This window comes from Proteus genomosp. 6, assembly GCF_040139785.1.
In the GTDB taxonomy this organism is placed as follows: domain Bacteria; phylum Pseudomonadota; class Gammaproteobacteria; order Enterobacterales; family Enterobacteriaceae; genus Proteus.
On record NZ_JBEEVJ010000004.1, the window covers coordinates 108,554 to 124,324 of the forward strand.

Annotated in this window: 18 protein-coding genes and 1 pseudogene; 9 read left to right on the forward strand and 10 right to left on the reverse strand. The window is 34.3% G+C overall.

The annotated features are described in order from the left end of the window. The first annotated feature begins 151 nt into the window (after positions 1-151). Positions 152-466, forward strand: a complete 315-nt coding sequence (locus tag ABN212_RS06460; protein WP_109372376.1) for a BON domain-containing protein — start codon at positions 152-154, stop codon at positions 464-466. A gap of 673 nt (positions 467-1,139) precedes the next feature. On the opposite strand, the gene ompW is transcribed toward ABN212_RS06460, so the two are convergent. Then, positions 1,140-1,775 (reverse strand): outer membrane protein OmpW, encoded by a 636-nt coding sequence (gene ompW, locus ABN212_RS06465; RefSeq protein WP_349443015.1) that lies wholly within the window; start codon positions 1,773-1,775, stop codon positions 1,140-1,142. 433 nt (positions 1,776-2,208) lie between these two features. On the opposite strand from ompW, the gene ABN212_RS06470 reads away from it, so the two are divergent. After that, complete coding sequence (locus ABN212_RS06470) at positions 2,209-2,979, forward strand: YciC family protein (protein ID WP_196533244.1); 771 nt, start codon at positions 2,209-2,211, stop codon at positions 2,977-2,979. Between the two features lie 115 nt (positions 2,980-3,094). Here ABN212_RS06470 and ABN212_RS06475 read toward each other — a convergent pair whose 3' ends face one another. Beyond that, positions 3,095-4,900 carry a SulP family inorganic anion transporter gene (locus ABN212_RS06475; RefSeq protein ID WP_198619573.1) on the reverse strand — a complete coding sequence of 602 codons (1,806 nt, stop codon included), beginning with the start codon at positions 4,898-4,900 and terminating at the stop codon, positions 3,095-3,097. A gap of 309 nt (positions 4,901-5,209) precedes the next feature. On the opposite strand from ABN212_RS06475, the pseudogene ABN212_RS06480 reads away from it, so the two are divergent. Both ABN212_RS06480 and yciA read left to right on the forward strand, forming a co-directional pair. Continuing rightward, positions 5,210-5,758 (forward strand): annotated as a pseudogene (locus ABN212_RS06480) (septation protein A); the annotation flags it as partial. 476 nt (positions 5,759-6,234) lie between these two features. Next, the gene (yciA, locus tag ABN212_RS06485) at positions 6,235-6,666 is read left to right on the forward strand and encodes an acyl-CoA thioester hydrolase YciA (RefSeq protein WP_006536988.1); all 432 of its coding nucleotides are present in this window, start codon (positions 6,235-6,237) and stop codon (positions 6,664-6,666) included. A 146-nt stretch (positions 6,667-6,812) separates the two neighbouring features. On the opposite strand, the gene tonB is transcribed toward yciA, so the two are convergent. Continuing rightward, positions 6,813-7,508 carry a TonB system transport protein TonB gene (tonB, locus tag ABN212_RS06490; RefSeq protein ID WP_349443016.1) on the reverse strand — a complete coding sequence of 232 codons (696 nt, stop codon included), beginning with the start codon at positions 7,506-7,508 and terminating at the stop codon, positions 6,813-6,815. 112 nt (positions 7,509-7,620) lie between these two features. Then, positions 7,621-7,803 (reverse strand): YciY family protein, encoded by a 183-nt coding sequence (locus ABN212_RS06495; RefSeq protein ID WP_036913581.1) that lies wholly within the window; start codon positions 7,801-7,803, stop codon positions 7,621-7,623. Between the two features lie 305 nt (positions 7,804-8,108). Here ABN212_RS06495 and cls point away from each other — a divergent pair, with 305 nt between their 5' ends. The 3 genes from cls (at position 8,109) to ABN212_RS06510 (ending at position 10,253) form a co-directional block, all read left to right on the forward strand. Continuing rightward, a complete protein-coding gene (gene cls, locus ABN212_RS06500) occupies positions 8,109-9,569 on the forward strand; it encodes a cardiolipin synthase (protein ID WP_109372382.1) in 1,461 nt (486 codons plus the stop codon). A gap of 95 nt (positions 9,570-9,664) precedes the next feature. Then, positions 9,665-9,994 (forward strand): HI1450 family dsDNA-mimic protein, encoded by a 330-nt coding sequence (locus ABN212_RS06505; RefSeq protein ID WP_375165166.1) that lies wholly within the window; start codon positions 9,665-9,667, stop codon positions 9,992-9,994. 61 nt (positions 9,995-10,055) lie between these two features. Continuing rightward, complete coding sequence (locus tag ABN212_RS06510) at positions 10,056-10,253, forward strand: hypothetical protein (RefSeq protein WP_198629880.1); 198 nt, start codon at positions 10,056-10,058, stop codon at positions 10,251-10,253. A gap of 88 nt (positions 10,254-10,341) precedes the next feature. Here the strand turns inward: ABN212_RS06510 and ABN212_RS06515 are convergent, their stop codons facing one another. From ABN212_RS06515 to ABN212_RS06540, 6 genes are all read right to left on the reverse strand, one after another. After that, positions 10,342-10,773: a carboxymuconolactone decarboxylase family protein gene (locus tag ABN212_RS06515; RefSeq protein ID WP_198629879.1), complete on the reverse strand. Its 432-nt coding sequence runs from the start codon at positions 10,771-10,773 to the stop codon at positions 10,342-10,344. A gap of 186 nt (positions 10,774-10,959) precedes the next feature. After that, entirely contained in the window at positions 10,960-11,241 is a 282-nt protein-coding gene (locus ABN212_RS06520; protein WP_198619577.1) for a hypothetical protein, read from the reverse strand. 171 nt (positions 11,242-11,412) lie between these two features. Continuing rightward, positions 11,413-11,868 carry a GNAT family N-acetyltransferase gene (locus ABN212_RS06525; RefSeq protein WP_349443017.1) on the reverse strand — a complete coding sequence of 152 codons (456 nt, stop codon included), beginning with the start codon at positions 11,866-11,868 and terminating at the stop codon, positions 11,413-11,415. Between the two features lie 198 nt (positions 11,869-12,066). Beyond that, entirely contained in the window at positions 12,067-12,603 is a 537-nt protein-coding gene (locus ABN212_RS06530) for an Ail/Lom family outer membrane beta-barrel protein (protein ID WP_198619579.1), read from the reverse strand. A 483-nt stretch (positions 12,604-13,086) separates the two neighbouring features. Next, the gene (locus tag ABN212_RS06535) at positions 13,087-13,404 is read right to left on the reverse strand and encodes a hypothetical protein (RefSeq protein WP_109372388.1); all 318 of its coding nucleotides are present in this window, start codon (positions 13,402-13,404) and stop codon (positions 13,087-13,089) included. 68 nt (positions 13,405-13,472) lie between these two features. Next, complete coding sequence (locus tag ABN212_RS06540) at positions 13,473-13,769, reverse strand: putative quinol monooxygenase (protein WP_349443018.1); 297 nt, start codon at positions 13,767-13,769, stop codon at positions 13,473-13,475. Positions 13,770-14,066: 297 nt separating this feature from the next. Here ABN212_RS06540 and leuE point away from each other — a divergent pair, with 297 nt between their 5' ends. Both leuE and ABN212_RS06550 read left to right on the forward strand, forming a co-directional pair. Beyond that, positions 14,067-14,708: a leucine efflux protein LeuE gene (gene leuE, locus ABN212_RS06545; RefSeq protein ID WP_198625583.1), complete on the forward strand. Its 642-nt coding sequence runs from the start codon at positions 14,067-14,069 to the stop codon at positions 14,706-14,708. 271 nt (positions 14,709-14,979) lie between these two features. After that, the gene (locus tag ABN212_RS06550; protein ID WP_109372391.1) at positions 14,980-15,528 is read left to right on the forward strand and encodes a 4Fe-4S dicluster domain-containing protein; all 549 of its coding nucleotides are present in this window, start codon (positions 14,980-14,982) and stop codon (positions 15,526-15,528) included. Positions 15,529-15,771 lie beyond the last annotated feature (243 nt).

Below are 15,771 nucleotides of genomic sequence, written 5' to 3' on the forward strand. Positions count from 1 at the left end.
GCGTTCTCATTCCCTCGTTCATATTCTTAATCAAATAATCTTTTTATCTAAAGTTGGGCGAAATTTTATTTTTTGGTCATACTTTATAAGGTACTTTATATTTTCTTTTCGGAAATACTCAACCAATAATGTAATTACAAGGAGTTTGATGATGAAACTATGGGCAAAAATCTCCGCTGTTATGGCAGCATTACTGATGGCATTAACTTTATCTGCATGTTCTCCAACTGCAACATCAGAGGGTACTGGGGGATATTTTGATGACTCCGTGATCACCACTAAAGTGAAAACAGCGCTAATTGGTGAAAAAAATCTTAATTCAACACAAATCAGCGTTGAAACATTTAAAGGTAAAGTTCAACTAAGTGGTTTCGTCTCTTCTCAAGCAGATGCCAATCGTGCCATTGAAACAACACGTAAAGTAACAGGTGTAAAAGGGGTTATAAACTCAATGGTTATTCGCTGATCCGCTTTTATTCTCGTCTTCCTTTAGTCCTAATTTTCTAGACCACTTCGGTGGTCTTTTTTTGTCCAAGACTTTTGTCTTAATCATTTAATCTTTCATAAAGTGGATCAATTTTTGCAAAAAAAACAAATAAGCTAAAAAGTGTCTATTTTTATTCCACGCCAGAATTAGCTCACAAAAAGAACAAATCAGAAATATTACTAATCATTTTGAGATTATAAATTACCCACCTTATTACTCTGAATATCTCCTATGTTGATATCATTTTATTCTTTTTCTATTTTCTTCTATCTATTGATAGATAAAGCCGTTTTACTCAATTTAAATATAAAGATGCATTTTAAATGCACCTATAGAATACACCCTTTTACTTATTAAAATGCCAGCAATTTTTAATAAATAAAATCACACTTTTTTTATTTTGATAATATCAATAAACAAAAGATGCATATTGAATACATTTTAGTGGATATCAAAATGCTAAATGTCTTATTTCAGATGTCTATTTACCTATTTAACTCTGCTTTTAATAACTCATAATTTAGGTATTAAGAATAAAAAAGAAGCTGTATATAATCTAGAAATGAAAGATTTTTAGCAAATTAAAAAGATAAAAAAAGCGAAGAGAAACTTCGCTTTTTCATTATGAGATATTCTTTTAAAGAAAGAATAATTAGAAACGGTAACCCACACCAAACATAAATACGAATGGGTCTAAACGTGTGCTAATTAATTGTCTATCTTCACCCGCTTTAAATTTAACATCCGTTTCGATGTTCATCCACCAAACAGACGCATTCAGCATCCAGTTTTTATCGAGGTTATAATCTAAACCTGCTTGTGCTGCAAAGCCCCATGAATCCTTGAGATCTAAGTCAGATAAGCCAGCATTTTTACCCGCTGAATTGAATTTCTCATCAAAGAAAGTGGTAAAATTAAGACCTGCACCTAAATAAGGGCGTAGTTTATCTTCGCCATTACCGAAGTAATATTGTGCCATTAATGTTGGTGGTAAATGTTTAACAGTCGCAATTTCACCAAAGTTTGTTAATGATACTTTGTGCTCAAAAGGAGTAGCTGCTAATAACTCAACACCGATATTATCAGTGATCATATACCCGAAAGTTAAACCTAATTGGGTATTATTATTAGCTTCAAAATGCCCAATACCTAATACATCATCAGAACCCGCATTAGGACGAACTGTTGCAGTACCTGCACGGAATAAAAAATCACCTGCTTGGTGAGCAAAAGAAATAGAAGGCGCAAGAGTTGCAGCCGCTAAAATAAGCGCAGAAAGTTTTTTCATTATTTAACCCATTCCTGTAATAAGTAAAATCTCCGCTAAAAATATAACCATTTATTGATAATTATGATCTAATGCCGATCACAACTTTGGAATTATTTTTGCAGAAAGTGTTATTTCTCTTTTTATTATTTATCAATACTATTATTTATAATTGATCCACATCAAATTTCCCATTAATACCATTTTTTCTTATAATTAAATTTATTATTACTATTATTTTTTGAATAAAAAATACCCTAATAAGCCTTATTTGAAAATAAAGTTATCTTTGTGTTAAAAATATGTTTTATTTAATTTAAATGATAAGTGTAATTCGATTATTCGCATCTAGAAAAACGTGAAATAAGAGGATCGAGATAAAATATCCCTTTTTGCTGTTGTAAAAGGTACAATAGCGCGCATTGACACAGTCTATTTTTATAGGAGCAGTTTCATGCCTACCACGGCACGCACAATCTACCGAGACAGTCTTAATTTTTATAAGAATGAACGACGTAGCATTGTTACTCTTTCCGCTATTCTTGCCATTATTTTAGCGATCATTCATGTCTTCATTGGCCCTAATCCTCAAGAGTACCAATTGATGATTGAATTTGTGGCTAATTTTAAAAATACACAGCTTTCTTCTGCCTCTCCTGCTGAGTTAGAAGCAATGTCAAACAGTGTCGTGGGTATTGCCAAAAAAGTGTTATCACTGTATGCATTTGAAACATTACAGCAAAGCATCTTGGTTCTAACCTTATTGATGTTCGCTACGGCGATTTCCACAGGTCATAACGTCACCTTAGGTCAAACATTTAATGCGGCTCTACCTCGCTTACCTAAAATGTTCCTATTGATTGTGCTGTGCTCTATTTTGATTAGCGCTGGTTTTATGGTGATGATTATTCCTGGCATCATTTTATTAATTGGTTTTGCATTAGCGCCTGTTGTTTTAGTACGTCAACAAAATATGGGAAGTGCAATACGTTTGGGTTGGAAAGTTGGATTTAGTGAATCGGCTGCACTTATTCCTGCTTTAGGTATTTGGATCTTATTGCAGTTCGGCATTGGTTTTGTGAGTAATCTTACAATTCAACTACCTGATGTTATCCATAACTTCTTATTCTACTTCCTAAAAAATATGGCTTCGGCTTGGATGATTATTTATCTGTTCCGTTTGTTTATGTTGGTTGAAAACAAATACACAACGCAACAGCGTTAATCTATTCAAAGATTCAAAGCATTATCATTACCTATAAAAAATCCCGTGTATAAGCTAATCACTTATCACGGGATTTTGTTATTTATTATGCACCAATGAAGTTTAGCCAATACACTTAGAGAGTAGATGTATGACTCGTTGTTGGCGCATCTACTGTATTCTCATCATTATTTTCAGAGTCTTGTTTTAGCGCCTCTTTTCTTGCTTCTTTCTGTTTTTCTTTGATCTGCTGTCGGCTTTGATACAGGCGGATCACAAAATAGAGATCTGGGGCAATAATCAAATCATCTTCATTGAGCGAAATTTTATTCCGTTCTATCCAACGATTTAATTCCGTTCTGCGCCCCGCTAGAACCAATTTAACGCCTTTTATTCGTAATTCTCTTATTAACTCATCAATGGCAGCAAATACGCTAACATCGTCATAAGTAAAGCTTACAGCAGCATCTACCGCTAACCATGCTGGTCTTTGAGGTGCGTTATCAACCAGTTGTAGTACTCGTTTTTTAAAATAACCCACATTAAAATAAGTCAGGGGTGAATTAAAACGGTACATCATTAAACCATCAATAGGCTCAATGCCATTATCCTTATTCATTGAATGAACCATTCCTTGTTCATCAACACCCAATAACTGATCGCTAGGTCTAAAAACAATACGTAAGAATTGTAATAGGCCTAATAAAACCGCAAAACCAATACCATTAATAAGACCTGCCAATAACACAGCTAATAATGTAAATGATGCCAATGTAAATGCTTGTTTATTACGCTTACGATAAGACCAAATATGACGAATACTAAGCAGTGACCAAGAAGAAACTATCAACACTATCCCTAACGAAGACAGTGGAATATAAGCAAGAAAATCGGTCATAAATAGCAACACGAGCAAAATCATCAATGCGGCAATAATAGAAACTAACTGCGTTTTCCCCCCAACGGAGTCATTGACCGCTGTACGACTACTTGCCGCACTTACAGCGAACCCTTGAGACAATGCGGCGGCAATATTGGCAATACCTAATGCTTTTAATTCTTGGTCTGCATCGACATCATAACCATTTTTGCTGGCAAAACTGCGGGCTGTCATCATAAAACTCACAAAGCTAATGACAGCCAAGTTTATGGATGGAACTAATAATTCTCGTAATACACCAGGATGAAATCCACTCATCGAGACTACTGGCAGAAATAGATCAGCATTCCCAGCCTCTTTATTCACGATAGCAATACCAAAGCTTGCCAAATCAAATTGCCAACTCAAATATGTCATCATAACCATGGCAATTAACGGTGCAGGCCATCGGCTACGAAAATAACGAATCCCTAATAATAAGGCTAATGTTACAGCTGACATTAATACTGTGGGCAAATGAGCATCCATTAATCGAAAAGGAACTTCAATGAGTTTTTCGATTAAGTGATCTGGGGAAGTATCAAAGCCAAAGACTTTGCTAATTTGCCCGACCATAATGGTGATCGCAACACCATTTAAAAGCCCTTGAAGAATGGGACGAGAAAGAAAATCAGTAAAAGCCCCTAATCTAAAATGGCTGGCTAAAATACACCAAAACCCCGTCATCGCTGTCATGATAATCGCAAGTTGCCATCGAGTATTTTCATCACCAGCAGATAGTGGAATGACGACCGCAGCAATAACGGCACAAGTTGCAGCATCTGGCCCCGTAATTAACTGGCGGGAAGTACCAAATAACGCATAAATAATCATGGGGAAAATACAGGCATATAACCCAACAATAGCGTTAATACCCAATAATTCGGTATAAGCAATGGCGACAGGTAATGCCACGGCAGCAACAGAAAGGCCCGCTTTTAAATCATAGCCAAAATATTCACGCTTATAGTTAAACAATAAGCCTAATCCTGGCATCCATTTTATTAGTCTTTTTCCGATCATTGATTTCCTCTTATCAGAAATACTTTTTTATTTATGCATTCATCAAAAAGTAGCGGATGAAAATGATGAGTATATGAATCATATACTAGTGTAATATTTAAATCCTCCTTCATAATTCAAGCTTAAGTTTTAATTTTACATAAATGCAATTGCGTTGATTTTTCATTGAGTTATTTCAGATAAAACTAGGTTTTTTTGTACAAATTAACACTCTGTCGTTAAAGATGTGCAATTGTTTACCCATTTTCTGTCGCTTTGCATTAGAATAGCCAAGTTTATGAATTTAATTACCATAGGTTCCTATCTGTTATGAAAAATGGCTGGCTTAAGCAATTACTTGATTTTGCTCCACTATTAGTTTTTTTTATCTTCTATAAATGGCAAGATATTTTCTATGCTTCAGGTGCATTAATTATCGCGACGTGGATCTCAGTCGGTTTAACATGGCTTATTTTCCATAAAGTAGAGAAAGCGCCGCTCATTACCGCTGTGGTTGTCACTATTTTTGGTTCATTAACCCTATTTTTCCATTCTGCTGATTTTATTAAATGGAAAGTGACGGCTATTTATGCCATTTTTGCTATCGTTTTAATTGGTATGCAGTTATTTACGCCAAAAACGTTAATGGAAAGAATGTTAGGCAAAGAGCTTGCTATGCCGCCTGCAAATTGGAAGAAACTCAATATTGCATGGGTGATTTTCTTTTTTGCTTGTGCTCTTGGTAATATTTATGTGGCATTTTCTTTGGCGGAAGAGACTTGGGTTAATTTTAAAGTCTTTGGCTTAACTATTTTAACCTTTATCTTTACTATCGCCAGTGTGGTTTATATCTGGAATAACCGTTTACCAGAAGAACAAACTGAAAATGAAGCTACAGAAAATAGTGAACACAAATTATCAGATAATATGACAAAGCAAGCATCTAAACCGACATCACACGATGCCCATTCAAAATCTGAATAATTATTTTTATTTTATTGGGAGATATGTGCTCTAAATAATTTAAGTTGTAGCTATTAGAGTATAGCCTGCTGATACTCTAAATAATTTAAGTTGTAGCTATTAGAGTATAGCCTGTAGATACTCTAAATAATTTAAGTTGTAGCTATTAGAGTATAGCCTGTAGATACTCTAAATAATTTAAGTTGTAGCTAGGCGACAAGTGAATGAGACGCTAGGAGCATACATTAGTATGTGACTAGTGCGAATGAACGAAGTCAACAACGCTACAACTTGAAGTATGACGAGTAAACTTGAAGTATGACGAGTAAACTTGATGTATACGAGTAAATATCTCCTTGGTTTAAACATTATTTTACAGATACTTTATTTCCATGACTGAACAACAATCTTTGCCTAATGGTGAGCTCGTTTTACGCACCCTTGCCATGCCTGCTGATACTAACGCTAATGGTGATATTTTCGGTGGCTGGTTAATGTCTCAAATGGACATCGGTGGTGCAATTTTAGCAAAAGAAATTGCGTTAGGTCGTGTCGTTACTGTGAGTGTAACAGGCATTACCTTTCTTAAACCTGTTGCTGTTGGTGATGTCGTTTGTTGCTATGCGCGTTGCTTAAAAACGGGTAACTCTTCAATTACTGTTAATATTGAAGTATGGGTTAAAAAAGTCGCCACAGAACCTGTCGGCCAACGCTATCGTGCAACAGAGGCTGTGTTTACCTACGTTGCCGTTGACGAGAACAATTCTGCTCGTCGCTTACCTGAGGGTAAAGCTCACTTCACGCTAACAAGTACTATGGAATAAAACGCCATTACGACAATTCGATTACGACGCTAATAGCGTGAAAGCATTAAAAATTGAATACTAAAAAAGGCACTTATTAAAGTGCCTTTTATTTATCTGGTATCAAATAGGGATATCGCTTTGTTTAACGGCTAACTTTATAAAAATTAGCTTGCTGACACCCCTGTCATTTTGAACTCAATGAGAACCACTTTTCCTTTATAAGGAATTTTTTCATAACGCCATTGACGCATCGCTCTTTTAACATCTCTTTCAAATACATTCTTAGGATCAGCAGAAAGTATTTCTACATTATCTACTCGCCCATCAGCATCAACATCAAAACGTACTTTTATAGATCCTTCAATACCCACGGCTTTTGCTCTCTGAGGATATTCAGGTAAACCTTGGCGTACTGCATTGGGTACTTTGCCTTCACCACTGCTTGCCACGGCAACCGGTTTTTCATCGCCTTTATCACTTGGCTTTGCCGTCGGGTTAAGATTTTTGAGATCATTACCTTTATTAACAACTAAAGGTTGTGGTCGCTCAACAGGCGGTTTCGGTTTATCCACAGGTTTTGGTTCTGGTTTTTTCTCTATTGGTTTTTCGATAATAGGTTTTACATCAGGAATAGGTTCTGGCTCGGGTTCTGGCTCAACAACTGGCTCAGGTTCTGGAGGAGTGACTTCTTCAACCACAGGCTCTGGTTCGCCTGCTGGCTCATCTGCCGCAAATGCCAACATCTGTATAGAGATAGGCTCAGGTGTAACTGGCTTATCTTCTACAACATATAACATCGCAGCCGCAACAAGTGAGGCATGTAGACAAAGTGATATGAGTACCCAAAGCTTCCAACGCATAACTGATCTTATTTCACCTAAAGAAAAAATATGCCCCTAGTTTAAATGCAAATAGCAATCATATTCAATAACGTTTAACAAAATGATTGATATTAACTGTTAAAAAGTGAAATTATGAGTTCCATTCTATGTGTTGTACAAATAAAAGTGCTCTATGTTTTCTAGAAGTATCAAGTTTACGCAGTTTATAAATTCGGAAATTACGACGAGATTGCCCTTCTAACCATCGACGACGTTTACGTATAGCTTGTCTCATCATCCGCCAACGAGCTACTTCAGTCCTACTGTGTCTCATGCTATCAGCACCTATTTTTTCGAATAAGTGGACTATTATAAGACGTTCATTTTGTGATCCAAGGGGTGATTTATGATTTGCTTGAATTTCATCCATTATTTAAGCATTTCTCACAAAGAAAAAATGAATAAAGAGTTGTATCTTATTGCTTATTTGATGCTTATCTCTTAAGAAAGAGATTTGACAGAGATAATAATCCTGATTTAATAGCAACATTCGGCAAATAACAAAAATAATGAACTATTTTTAGTAAATTGCCTTCAGCTTATCCATGCAATTCATTTTCAACGGAAAATAGCTCTACTATGACAACATTTTATACTGTATTAAGTTGGCTAACCTTTTTCTTCTATTGGCTATTAATTGCGGGGGTCACATTTCGTGTCCTAATGCATCGACGACCAGTTACATCAACAATGACATGGTTATTGATCATCTATATTCTGCCATTAGTCGGGGTTATTGCGTATTTTGCTTTTGGTGAATTACACCTAGGAAAACGACGCGTTGAACATGCTAAACAGATGTGGCCTTCTGTTGTTGCGTGGCTTGAAGACTTGAGGAAATGTAAGCATATTTTTGCTACAAGTACGAGCGATATTGCGACTCCTCTTTTCCAATTAACCGCTAAACGCCAAGGTATTAAAGGTGTTAAAGGTAACAAAATTGAACTTTTAACCACCTGTGAAGATTCACTAAATTCAATTACACGCGATATTAATAACGCTCGTGATAACATTGAAATGGTCTTCTATATTTGGCAATCAGGTGGTTTAGTCGATGAAGTAACCGACGCCTTAATCAGAGCCGCTAAACGCGGTGTAAAATGTCGAGTTATGGTTGACTCAGCTGGAAGCTGGAACTTCTTTCGTACCAAAGGCCCAGACGCAATGAGAGCCGCTGGTATTGAATTTGTTGAATCACTGCATGTTAATTTATTCCGTTTCTTCTTGCGCCGCATGGATTTGCGTCAACATCGAAAAATCGTATTGATTGATAATTATATTTCCTACACAGGGAGTATGAATATGGTCGATCCTCGTTATTTCAAACAAGATTCCGGTGTCGGTCAATGGATTGATATTATGGTAAGAATGGAAGGTCCAGTTTCTACCACATTAGGGATGATTTATGCCTTTGACTGGGAAATGGAAACAGGTGAACGCCATTTACCACCTCCTCCTGATGACAATATTATGCCTTGTGAGCAAGAAAGTGGTCATACAACACAAGTTATCGCATCAGGCCCTGGCTTTCCTGACGAGCTTATTCAGCAATCCTTAATTACAGCCATTTATTCCGCAAGAAAAGAATTAGTGCTCACAACACCTTATTTTGTACCTAGCGATGATCTTGCCCATGCAATCTCAACCGCGGCGATGCGAGGTGTTAATGTGAGTATTATTGTTCCTCGCAGTAATGACTCTTTCCTAGTGCGTTGGGCAAGCCGTTCATTCTTTACAGAAATGCTGGAATCTGGTGTAAAAATATTCCAATTTGAAGATGGTTTATTACATACAAAAAGCGTGATGGTTGATGGACAACTTAGTATGGTAGGTTCAGTTAACCTTGATATGCGTAGCTTATGGTTAAACTTTGAAATCACTGTTGTCATTGATGATGAAGGCTTCGGAAGTGATTTAAGCATTGTGCAATATGATTATATTGCTCGCTCTACAGAATTGACACTAGACGAATGGGAAAAGCGCCCTTTCTTAAATCGTGTATTAGAGCGCATCTGCTATTTCTTTAGCCCTCTGTTATAATCAAGAAGGTAATAAAAATAGGCAATAGAATATTTTGCTAAATGAGCAAAAATGCTATACAAACAACGCGATAATTATTGGAATAATAGACAGGCATTACCATGAATGAACCAACCTTAATCAGTGAAGACGATGCTTTAGAACAAGCTTATGATCTATTTTTAGCTCAAGCAGCTGATAATTTAGATGTTGCAGACCAATTACTCTTTAACCTGCAATTTGAAGAAAGAGGCGCAGCTGAAGTGGTTCCATTAGGTAATGATTGGCAATTTATTGTTGGCCAGCCTGTCACATCAGCCCGTTTTAGCGAAGTGATTATTGGCCTTGCTCCAGACGATGATTCCGATATTGATGATATTTTTGGTCGAGTCCTGATTAGTCGCGATCCATTACAGCCTATGTTCCATATTATTTGGAAATCATAATCACTTTATCTTCACCTGCTTATATTTTAGCAGGTGATTTTTTATTTCAGAGAGAAATAAAATGAGTGAAAGTCACTTTATTATTGATACTATTTTTACCTTAGCTTTCTTTGGTGCCTTTTACTGGTATATCTGCGTAGCTATTATTATCATCATGCTCTATACCACAATAAAAACAAAAAAAACGTTATTTCGTATCTTATTTATACTCATTGCTTTATTTTTTGCTTATTTACCTTTCATGCAATACCTCTGGTAAAAATTAAGCAAATAAAATCAAAAGCGCCCTATCAGCGCTTTTCTCTTGATCATTATTTGAGGCATATGATTTGCGTAGGTAATACTAATTACTGACGCAAACTCACAGCGATACGATTAAAGGCATTCATTAATCCAATTGCCAATGTCAGATCACTCATTTCTGTATCTGTAAAATACGCTTTAACCTGCTGATAAATATTATCCTCCGTACTTTTTGCTGAAATATTACTGACCACCTCTGCCCATAGCAATGCAGCTCGCTCTTTATCAGTAAAACGTTCACTCACTTGCCAACCATTTAGTGCATCTAACTTATTTTGAGCAACACCATGATTACGCAACGAATTATTGTGCATCTCTAAACAAAAAGCACAGCCATTGATTTGAGACACTCTTAAATAAACAAGCTCGATTAACGTTATATCCAGTGAACTACCTTCTAGTGCAGTTTTACATTGAATTAAGCCAGCATAAGCTTTAGGACTGAGCTTTGGGTAAGATAAGCGAAGCTTTGACATAATTTCCTCTCGATTCATAATAAAGATAAACCCACAACTAACTGTATATAAAAACAGTAATAATATATTCAATTTATAGCGATGGGTTTATCAATTTTGTGGTATTTGCGTTTAGAGGCGATGATCTTCAGTATAAGTAACTTAATTTACGACTTATTCTTTATTAATTATTGCGTGTAATATCTGTTACTCAAAGCATTTAGATGAATGAGCAATAGTTAAAAACATTGTGCCCTCTCTTGTAAGTGTACTGTCTTGTTTTATTGGTGGTGATTTGACCATTCTATCTATTTCAGTTGAAGAAAATTTATTACTTGCTTCATTATAAAAACACAAACATTGATCTTTACTCACATTACTATAGACACTTAATGTATCCATACAATATTCAATAAATTTATTTTCTCTTGATTCAGAGCAAGCGGGTAGTAAAAATAAAGATAAAATAACAATTAAGGCTTTTTTCATAACTATTCCAATGTTGTGTTAGATCTATTTAATTATGAAAAAATTATTTCATTAAAGCAGAAGGTTTATCACGATATAAATCAAACTTGGGTGGATAATTATTATTTGAACAAGATAAAAAGAGAGAACTTTCACTTTTCTCCTTATTTTTTATCTTTAATATTCCTTTATTTAGTATTTATACTTATTTTTATTTAATCTTAAATGTAACAATGGAAAAGGATTGCCTTGTCCATCTAATTCTGAACGCCCTATTTGCTCAAATCCAATATAAAGATAAAAGCCAATTGCTTGAGGATTTTGCTCATTTACATCTAACTCATCAATATGCAGTGTATTTATCGCGAAAGTTGTAAGTAATTTACCACAACCATGCCCTCTAGAATTCGCATCGACAAAAAGCATTTCTAACTTATTTTCTGCTGTGCCTAAGATCCCATGAATAACATTATTATTGTCTATCGCGATATAGGTATTAAGTATAGGAAAATACTGTTCTACAATATCTTTTTTAAGCGAAAAGATAATATCTTCAGATAGAAATGCATGCGTAGCTCTAACTGAAGATTCCCAAACTGCTATCATTTCATCATAGTGTGAAGGTTCTGCTTTTATTACAGTTAACATAATTCTCTCTCCATAAAATATGGCATCTTAAAGATCCTTTATTGACAGTCAAGCACCCAGAATAAAAAACACACATTTAATGTATATTTAATGTGCTTTGATAAGTGAATATCCTACATATAGTGATGCATTTACACTTGTATTCACAAAAAGGCCACATACTGTGACCTTTTAAAAATATTATTTATTAGCTTAAAATTAGAAACGGTAACCAACACCTAATACCCAAGTACCAAATTTTGCATTATCTAATTTTGAGTATTCATAAGATGCATCAATTGCTACGTTTGGGATTGGATTAATTTGTAAGCCTACCCCATAAGCCATAGACGTTTTGCTGTATTCGTCATTAACATAATAATATTTATCTTCTTGGCTAACGTGACCAAGCCCAATTAAACCATATGCACTAAAGTGATCATTAAAACGATAGCTAGGCCCAGCCGTTAATGAAACATAATCAATTTCAGTTGAACCAATTTTTCCCCAGCGACTATAATAATTATAAGTTAATTTTGTGTACGTCAGTGATCCAATAAAACCCCAATCATTATCAAACTCGTGATTGTATTTAAAGTTAATTCCTTTAGGTTTATCATCGATTTTATAATCACCCAATTTAATTGAGCTCTGAGCATAACCTACGGATAAAGTATTATCTAACGCTGCTTGTGCATTAAAAGAAAGTGTAGAAATAGCTAACAGTGAAGTAGAAAGAAATAAATTACGACTCATCTTTATTCTCTATATAAAAAAGGATAGACAAATGGAACTAAATTAAAATTTAGCTCTCTTATTAAATTGAGTGCAATACTCAATAAAAATTATTGATAAATAATACGTTATTTATAATATTTTATAAAGAAAATCTTATGATTAGAGCTACAATTAAAACACCATTCGCCTCAACAATAAACTTACCTTATTTTTTGCTATTATTAATAGAATATTAAGATCATAACGTTATGAAAAAAGACTAATTTTGATTTATCATTAACTTCAATCGCAGTTTAAATATGATTTAAACCACGATTGATAATCTATTTTTAGAGATAAAAAAATAAAAAACACTCGCTAAGTGAAATTAATTTACTTTAACCTCTGGAGCATTGATTAATATTTAATTAAAAGCTTAAAGTGGTATTTAAAATAAATTATTTTATTAATTTTAATAGGTATAAAAAAGCCACTTATAAAGTAGCTTTTTTATACGACTAATCATACATTATTAGCAAGTTGCATTTTTAACCAAAAACTTTGCTGGCATAAATTAAAAAATTCTTTTCTACAAGGAGAAATCGGTTTGTTATTCGACTCTACAATTTCCCAAGTTATCCAATGTTCAGGACATTGAGCATCATTATCATAGTGTTCTGTTTCTATCTCTTCTGTGCATTTCAAGATGACACCATCAGAAAATAACCAAGTATGAGTTGCCCTGGTTATTTCTGTTAAGTTATCCAAAAAATTCTGAGTACTTAAAATTTGATAGCTATCTTCTTGGTTTACAATTTGAGATATATACTTCGCTAACATCACCTTCTCTCTTGCCTTACTTCTTATTATTTAGTGTACCCATTATAAATGAGTCTAGTTTTATTACTTTATTTTTCATCAAAAGCATCCGCCATAAGTAAAAATTTAGGCTCAGCTTTTTTATATGCATTAATCATAGGAACTAATCGCTGAAAATGTTCACTAGCACAATGCGCATCAAGCGCAGCATGATCTGGCCATTGTTCAATAAAGACAAAGTGACCAGGATCTTTCTCATCAACATATAAATTGTAGCTAATACACAGAGGCTCTTTCTTAGTCGCCTCAACAAGTTCTCGATAAAGAGGTAAAACAATTTCTATCGCTTCTGTTTTAATAAAATCTTCAGCAATTACTTTTAACATCACATTTCCCTTAGCGTAATTGATCAATACAGAATACTGTATAAAAACACAGATAAATATAATCGAGTTAACTTAAGAGATCTACTCTCTTTACATAAGAAAATTGCATCTTTTTTAAATGCTAACAATAGAGTGTAATCCATTGAAGTGATAACAGGTGCTGTTTCAAACAGAAAGCAGTAAGCATCAAACATTTATCTTCTATATGAGTGAAAATATGCATTTAAATAAGGTGGATTCTCTTTATATAATAGCAATTCATTAAGTAATACAGAGAAAGTAGGATTGGGGGTTAACGTGTGGCTTGAACAATTTGGTGTACTCAATATCTGGACATACCTCGCAGGCATGTTTTTTATTATCCTCGTTCCTGGCCCTAATACACTCTATGTGCTAAAAACAAGCGCATCAGGTGGCGTCAGTGATGGTTATCGTGCTGCATTTGGTGTCTTTTTAGGTGATGCCATTTTGATTTTTCTCGCCTTTATTGGTGTCGCATCTGTTATAAAAGCCTCTCCAGTACTCTTTACTATTGTCCGTTTTTTAGGTGCTTTTTATCTCCTGTATTTAGGAATAAAGATTATCCATGCGACTTTTTTCTCCAAAAAAGTACATTCAGAACAAACAACAACGGTACAGAAACACATTTTCAGAAAAGCGCTTACATTAAGTATGACCAATCCTAAGGCGATCCTATTTTATATTTCATTTTTTGTTCAGTTTATCGATTTTAATTATGCACATACCGGATTATCTTATTTAATTCTCGCGTCCATGCTTGAAGCGTTTAGTTTTATCTATCTCTCTTTTCTAATATTTGGTGGTGTAGCCCTTGCTCGTTTCTTTGGCTCACGTAAAAATATCGCTAAACTGGGTAATGGTGTTATCGGGCTTTTCTTTATGGGATTCGCAACTAAATTAGCAACATTATCATCATAGTTTTTAATAACAGATATCCATTAAAGAAACGGCAATCTTATTTCGATTGCCGTTTTTTCATCTACGATTATTTACGTATATTATAAAGTCTTATTCCTATTATTTTATTAAATACTATTCATTCTCATTTGATTTTAAGTTTAAAAACCCCTTTTTTATTTAGTTGTTATTATTTGACCTTATTTATTAGAGATAATCTTGATTAATATTACTAAAATAAATCATCAAACATTATATTATAATTTATATAACCCTATAAATAGGTATTGAGATGAATAGCCAAATTGTTATTGACTCTAAAAAATGTATTGGCTGTAAAACATGTGAAGTTGTTTGTTCAGTCGGTCATACATCAGAAAAGGATGGAAATGATTTTCTCAATAAAAAGAATTTTCATCCAAGGATCCGCATTATTAAATTAATGCATCAATTTACAGCTTCTGTTTGCCATCAATGTGAAGATGCACCCTGTGCCCAAGCTTGTCAGACAAAAGCATTAGTGCGTGGTGAAAATTTTGTCGAAACACACCCTGAAAATTGCATTGGATGTAGAGCTTGTCTTTTAGCTTGCCCATTTGGCGCCATTGAACTTGAGAAAAAGGCGCATTCGGTACCTACTTATTGTTTAGATCTTGGTCAACAATTTCAAATTGATATCGTTAAATGTGATTTATGTAATCATAGAGAACAAGGCCCTGCTTGTGTTGAGTTTTGTCCTCAAGATGCCTTAATTTTTGTCTCTGATAATGAATTGTCACAATTGACTGCTGAACGTAGAAAAAACTCTATTTTACGAGAACTACCAACGATACCTTATTAAAGTCTATGCTTATTTAATATTCACTACGTGATACAAAAAGTTTATAGCCTTATTCAGTTTATATAAGGCTATTACTTCTTACTTTTTACCGCCTTGAAATCGCTTAACTATAGTTATCTATATCGAAACCACCCTACCATCTGGTATCATTGGCGACTTATCAATTTTCTTGCCATAAATAACTTTGTTTTTCACACAACTTATTACTTGAGCCTATAAGATATTTTATATATTTATCATATT

Coding starts and splice junctions, on each gene's coding strand:
- ABN212_RS06540 (WP_349443018.1), bottom strand. CDS start 13,769: ATGTTAAAAGTAATTGCTGAAGATTTTATTAAAACAGAAGCGATAGAA.
- yciA (WP_006536988.1), top strand. CDS start 6,235: ATGACTGAACAACAATCTTTGCCTAATGGTGAGCTCGTTTTACGCACC.
- ABN212_RS06530 (WP_198619579.1), bottom strand. CDS start 12,603: ATGAGTCGTAATTTATTTCTTTCTACTTCACTGTTAGCTATTTCTACA.
- ABN212_RS06510 (WP_198629880.1), top strand. CDS start 10,056: ATGAGTGAAAGTCACTTTATTATTGATACTATTTTTACCTTAGCTTTC.
- ABN212_RS06495 (WP_036913581.1), bottom strand. CDS start 7,803: ATGAGACACAGTAGGACTGAAGTAGCTCGTTGGCGGATGATGAGACAA.
- ABN212_RS06470 (WP_196533244.1), top strand. CDS start 2,209: ATGCCTACCACGGCACGCACAATCTACCGAGACAGTCTTAATTTTTAT.
- tonB (WP_349443016.1), bottom strand. CDS start 7,508: ATGCGTTGGAAGCTTTGGGTACTCATATCACTTTGTCTACATGCCTCA.
- ABN212_RS06460 (WP_109372376.1), top strand. CDS start 152: ATGAAACTATGGGCAAAAATCTCCGCTGTTATGGCAGCATTACTGATG.
- ABN212_RS06550 (WP_109372391.1), top strand. CDS start 14,980: ATGAATAGCCAAATTGTTATTGACTCTAAAAAATGTATTGGCTGTAAA.
- ABN212_RS06535 (WP_109372388.1), bottom strand. CDS start 13,404: ATGTTAGCGAAGTATATATCTCAAATTGTAAACCAAGAAGATAGCTAT.
- ABN212_RS06515 (WP_198629879.1), bottom strand. CDS start 10,773: ATGTCAAAGCTTCGCTTATCTTACCCAAAGCTCAGTCCTAAAGCTTAT.
- ABN212_RS06475 (WP_198619573.1), bottom strand. CDS start 4,900: ATGATCGGAAAAAGACTAATAAAATGGATGCCAGGATTAGGCTTATTG.
- cls (WP_109372382.1), top strand. CDS start 8,109: ATGACAACATTTTATACTGTATTAAGTTGGCTAACCTTTTTCTTCTAT.
- ABN212_RS06525 (WP_349443017.1), bottom strand. CDS start 11,868: ATGTTAACTGTAATAAAAGCAGAACCTTCACACTATGATGAAATGATA.
- ABN212_RS06520 (WP_198619577.1), bottom strand. CDS start 11,241: ATGAAAAAAGCCTTAATTGTTATTTTATCTTTATTTTTACTACCCGCT.
- ompW (WP_349443015.1), bottom strand. CDS start 1,775: ATGAAAAAACTTTCTGCGCTTATTTTAGCGGCTGCAACTCTTGCGCCT.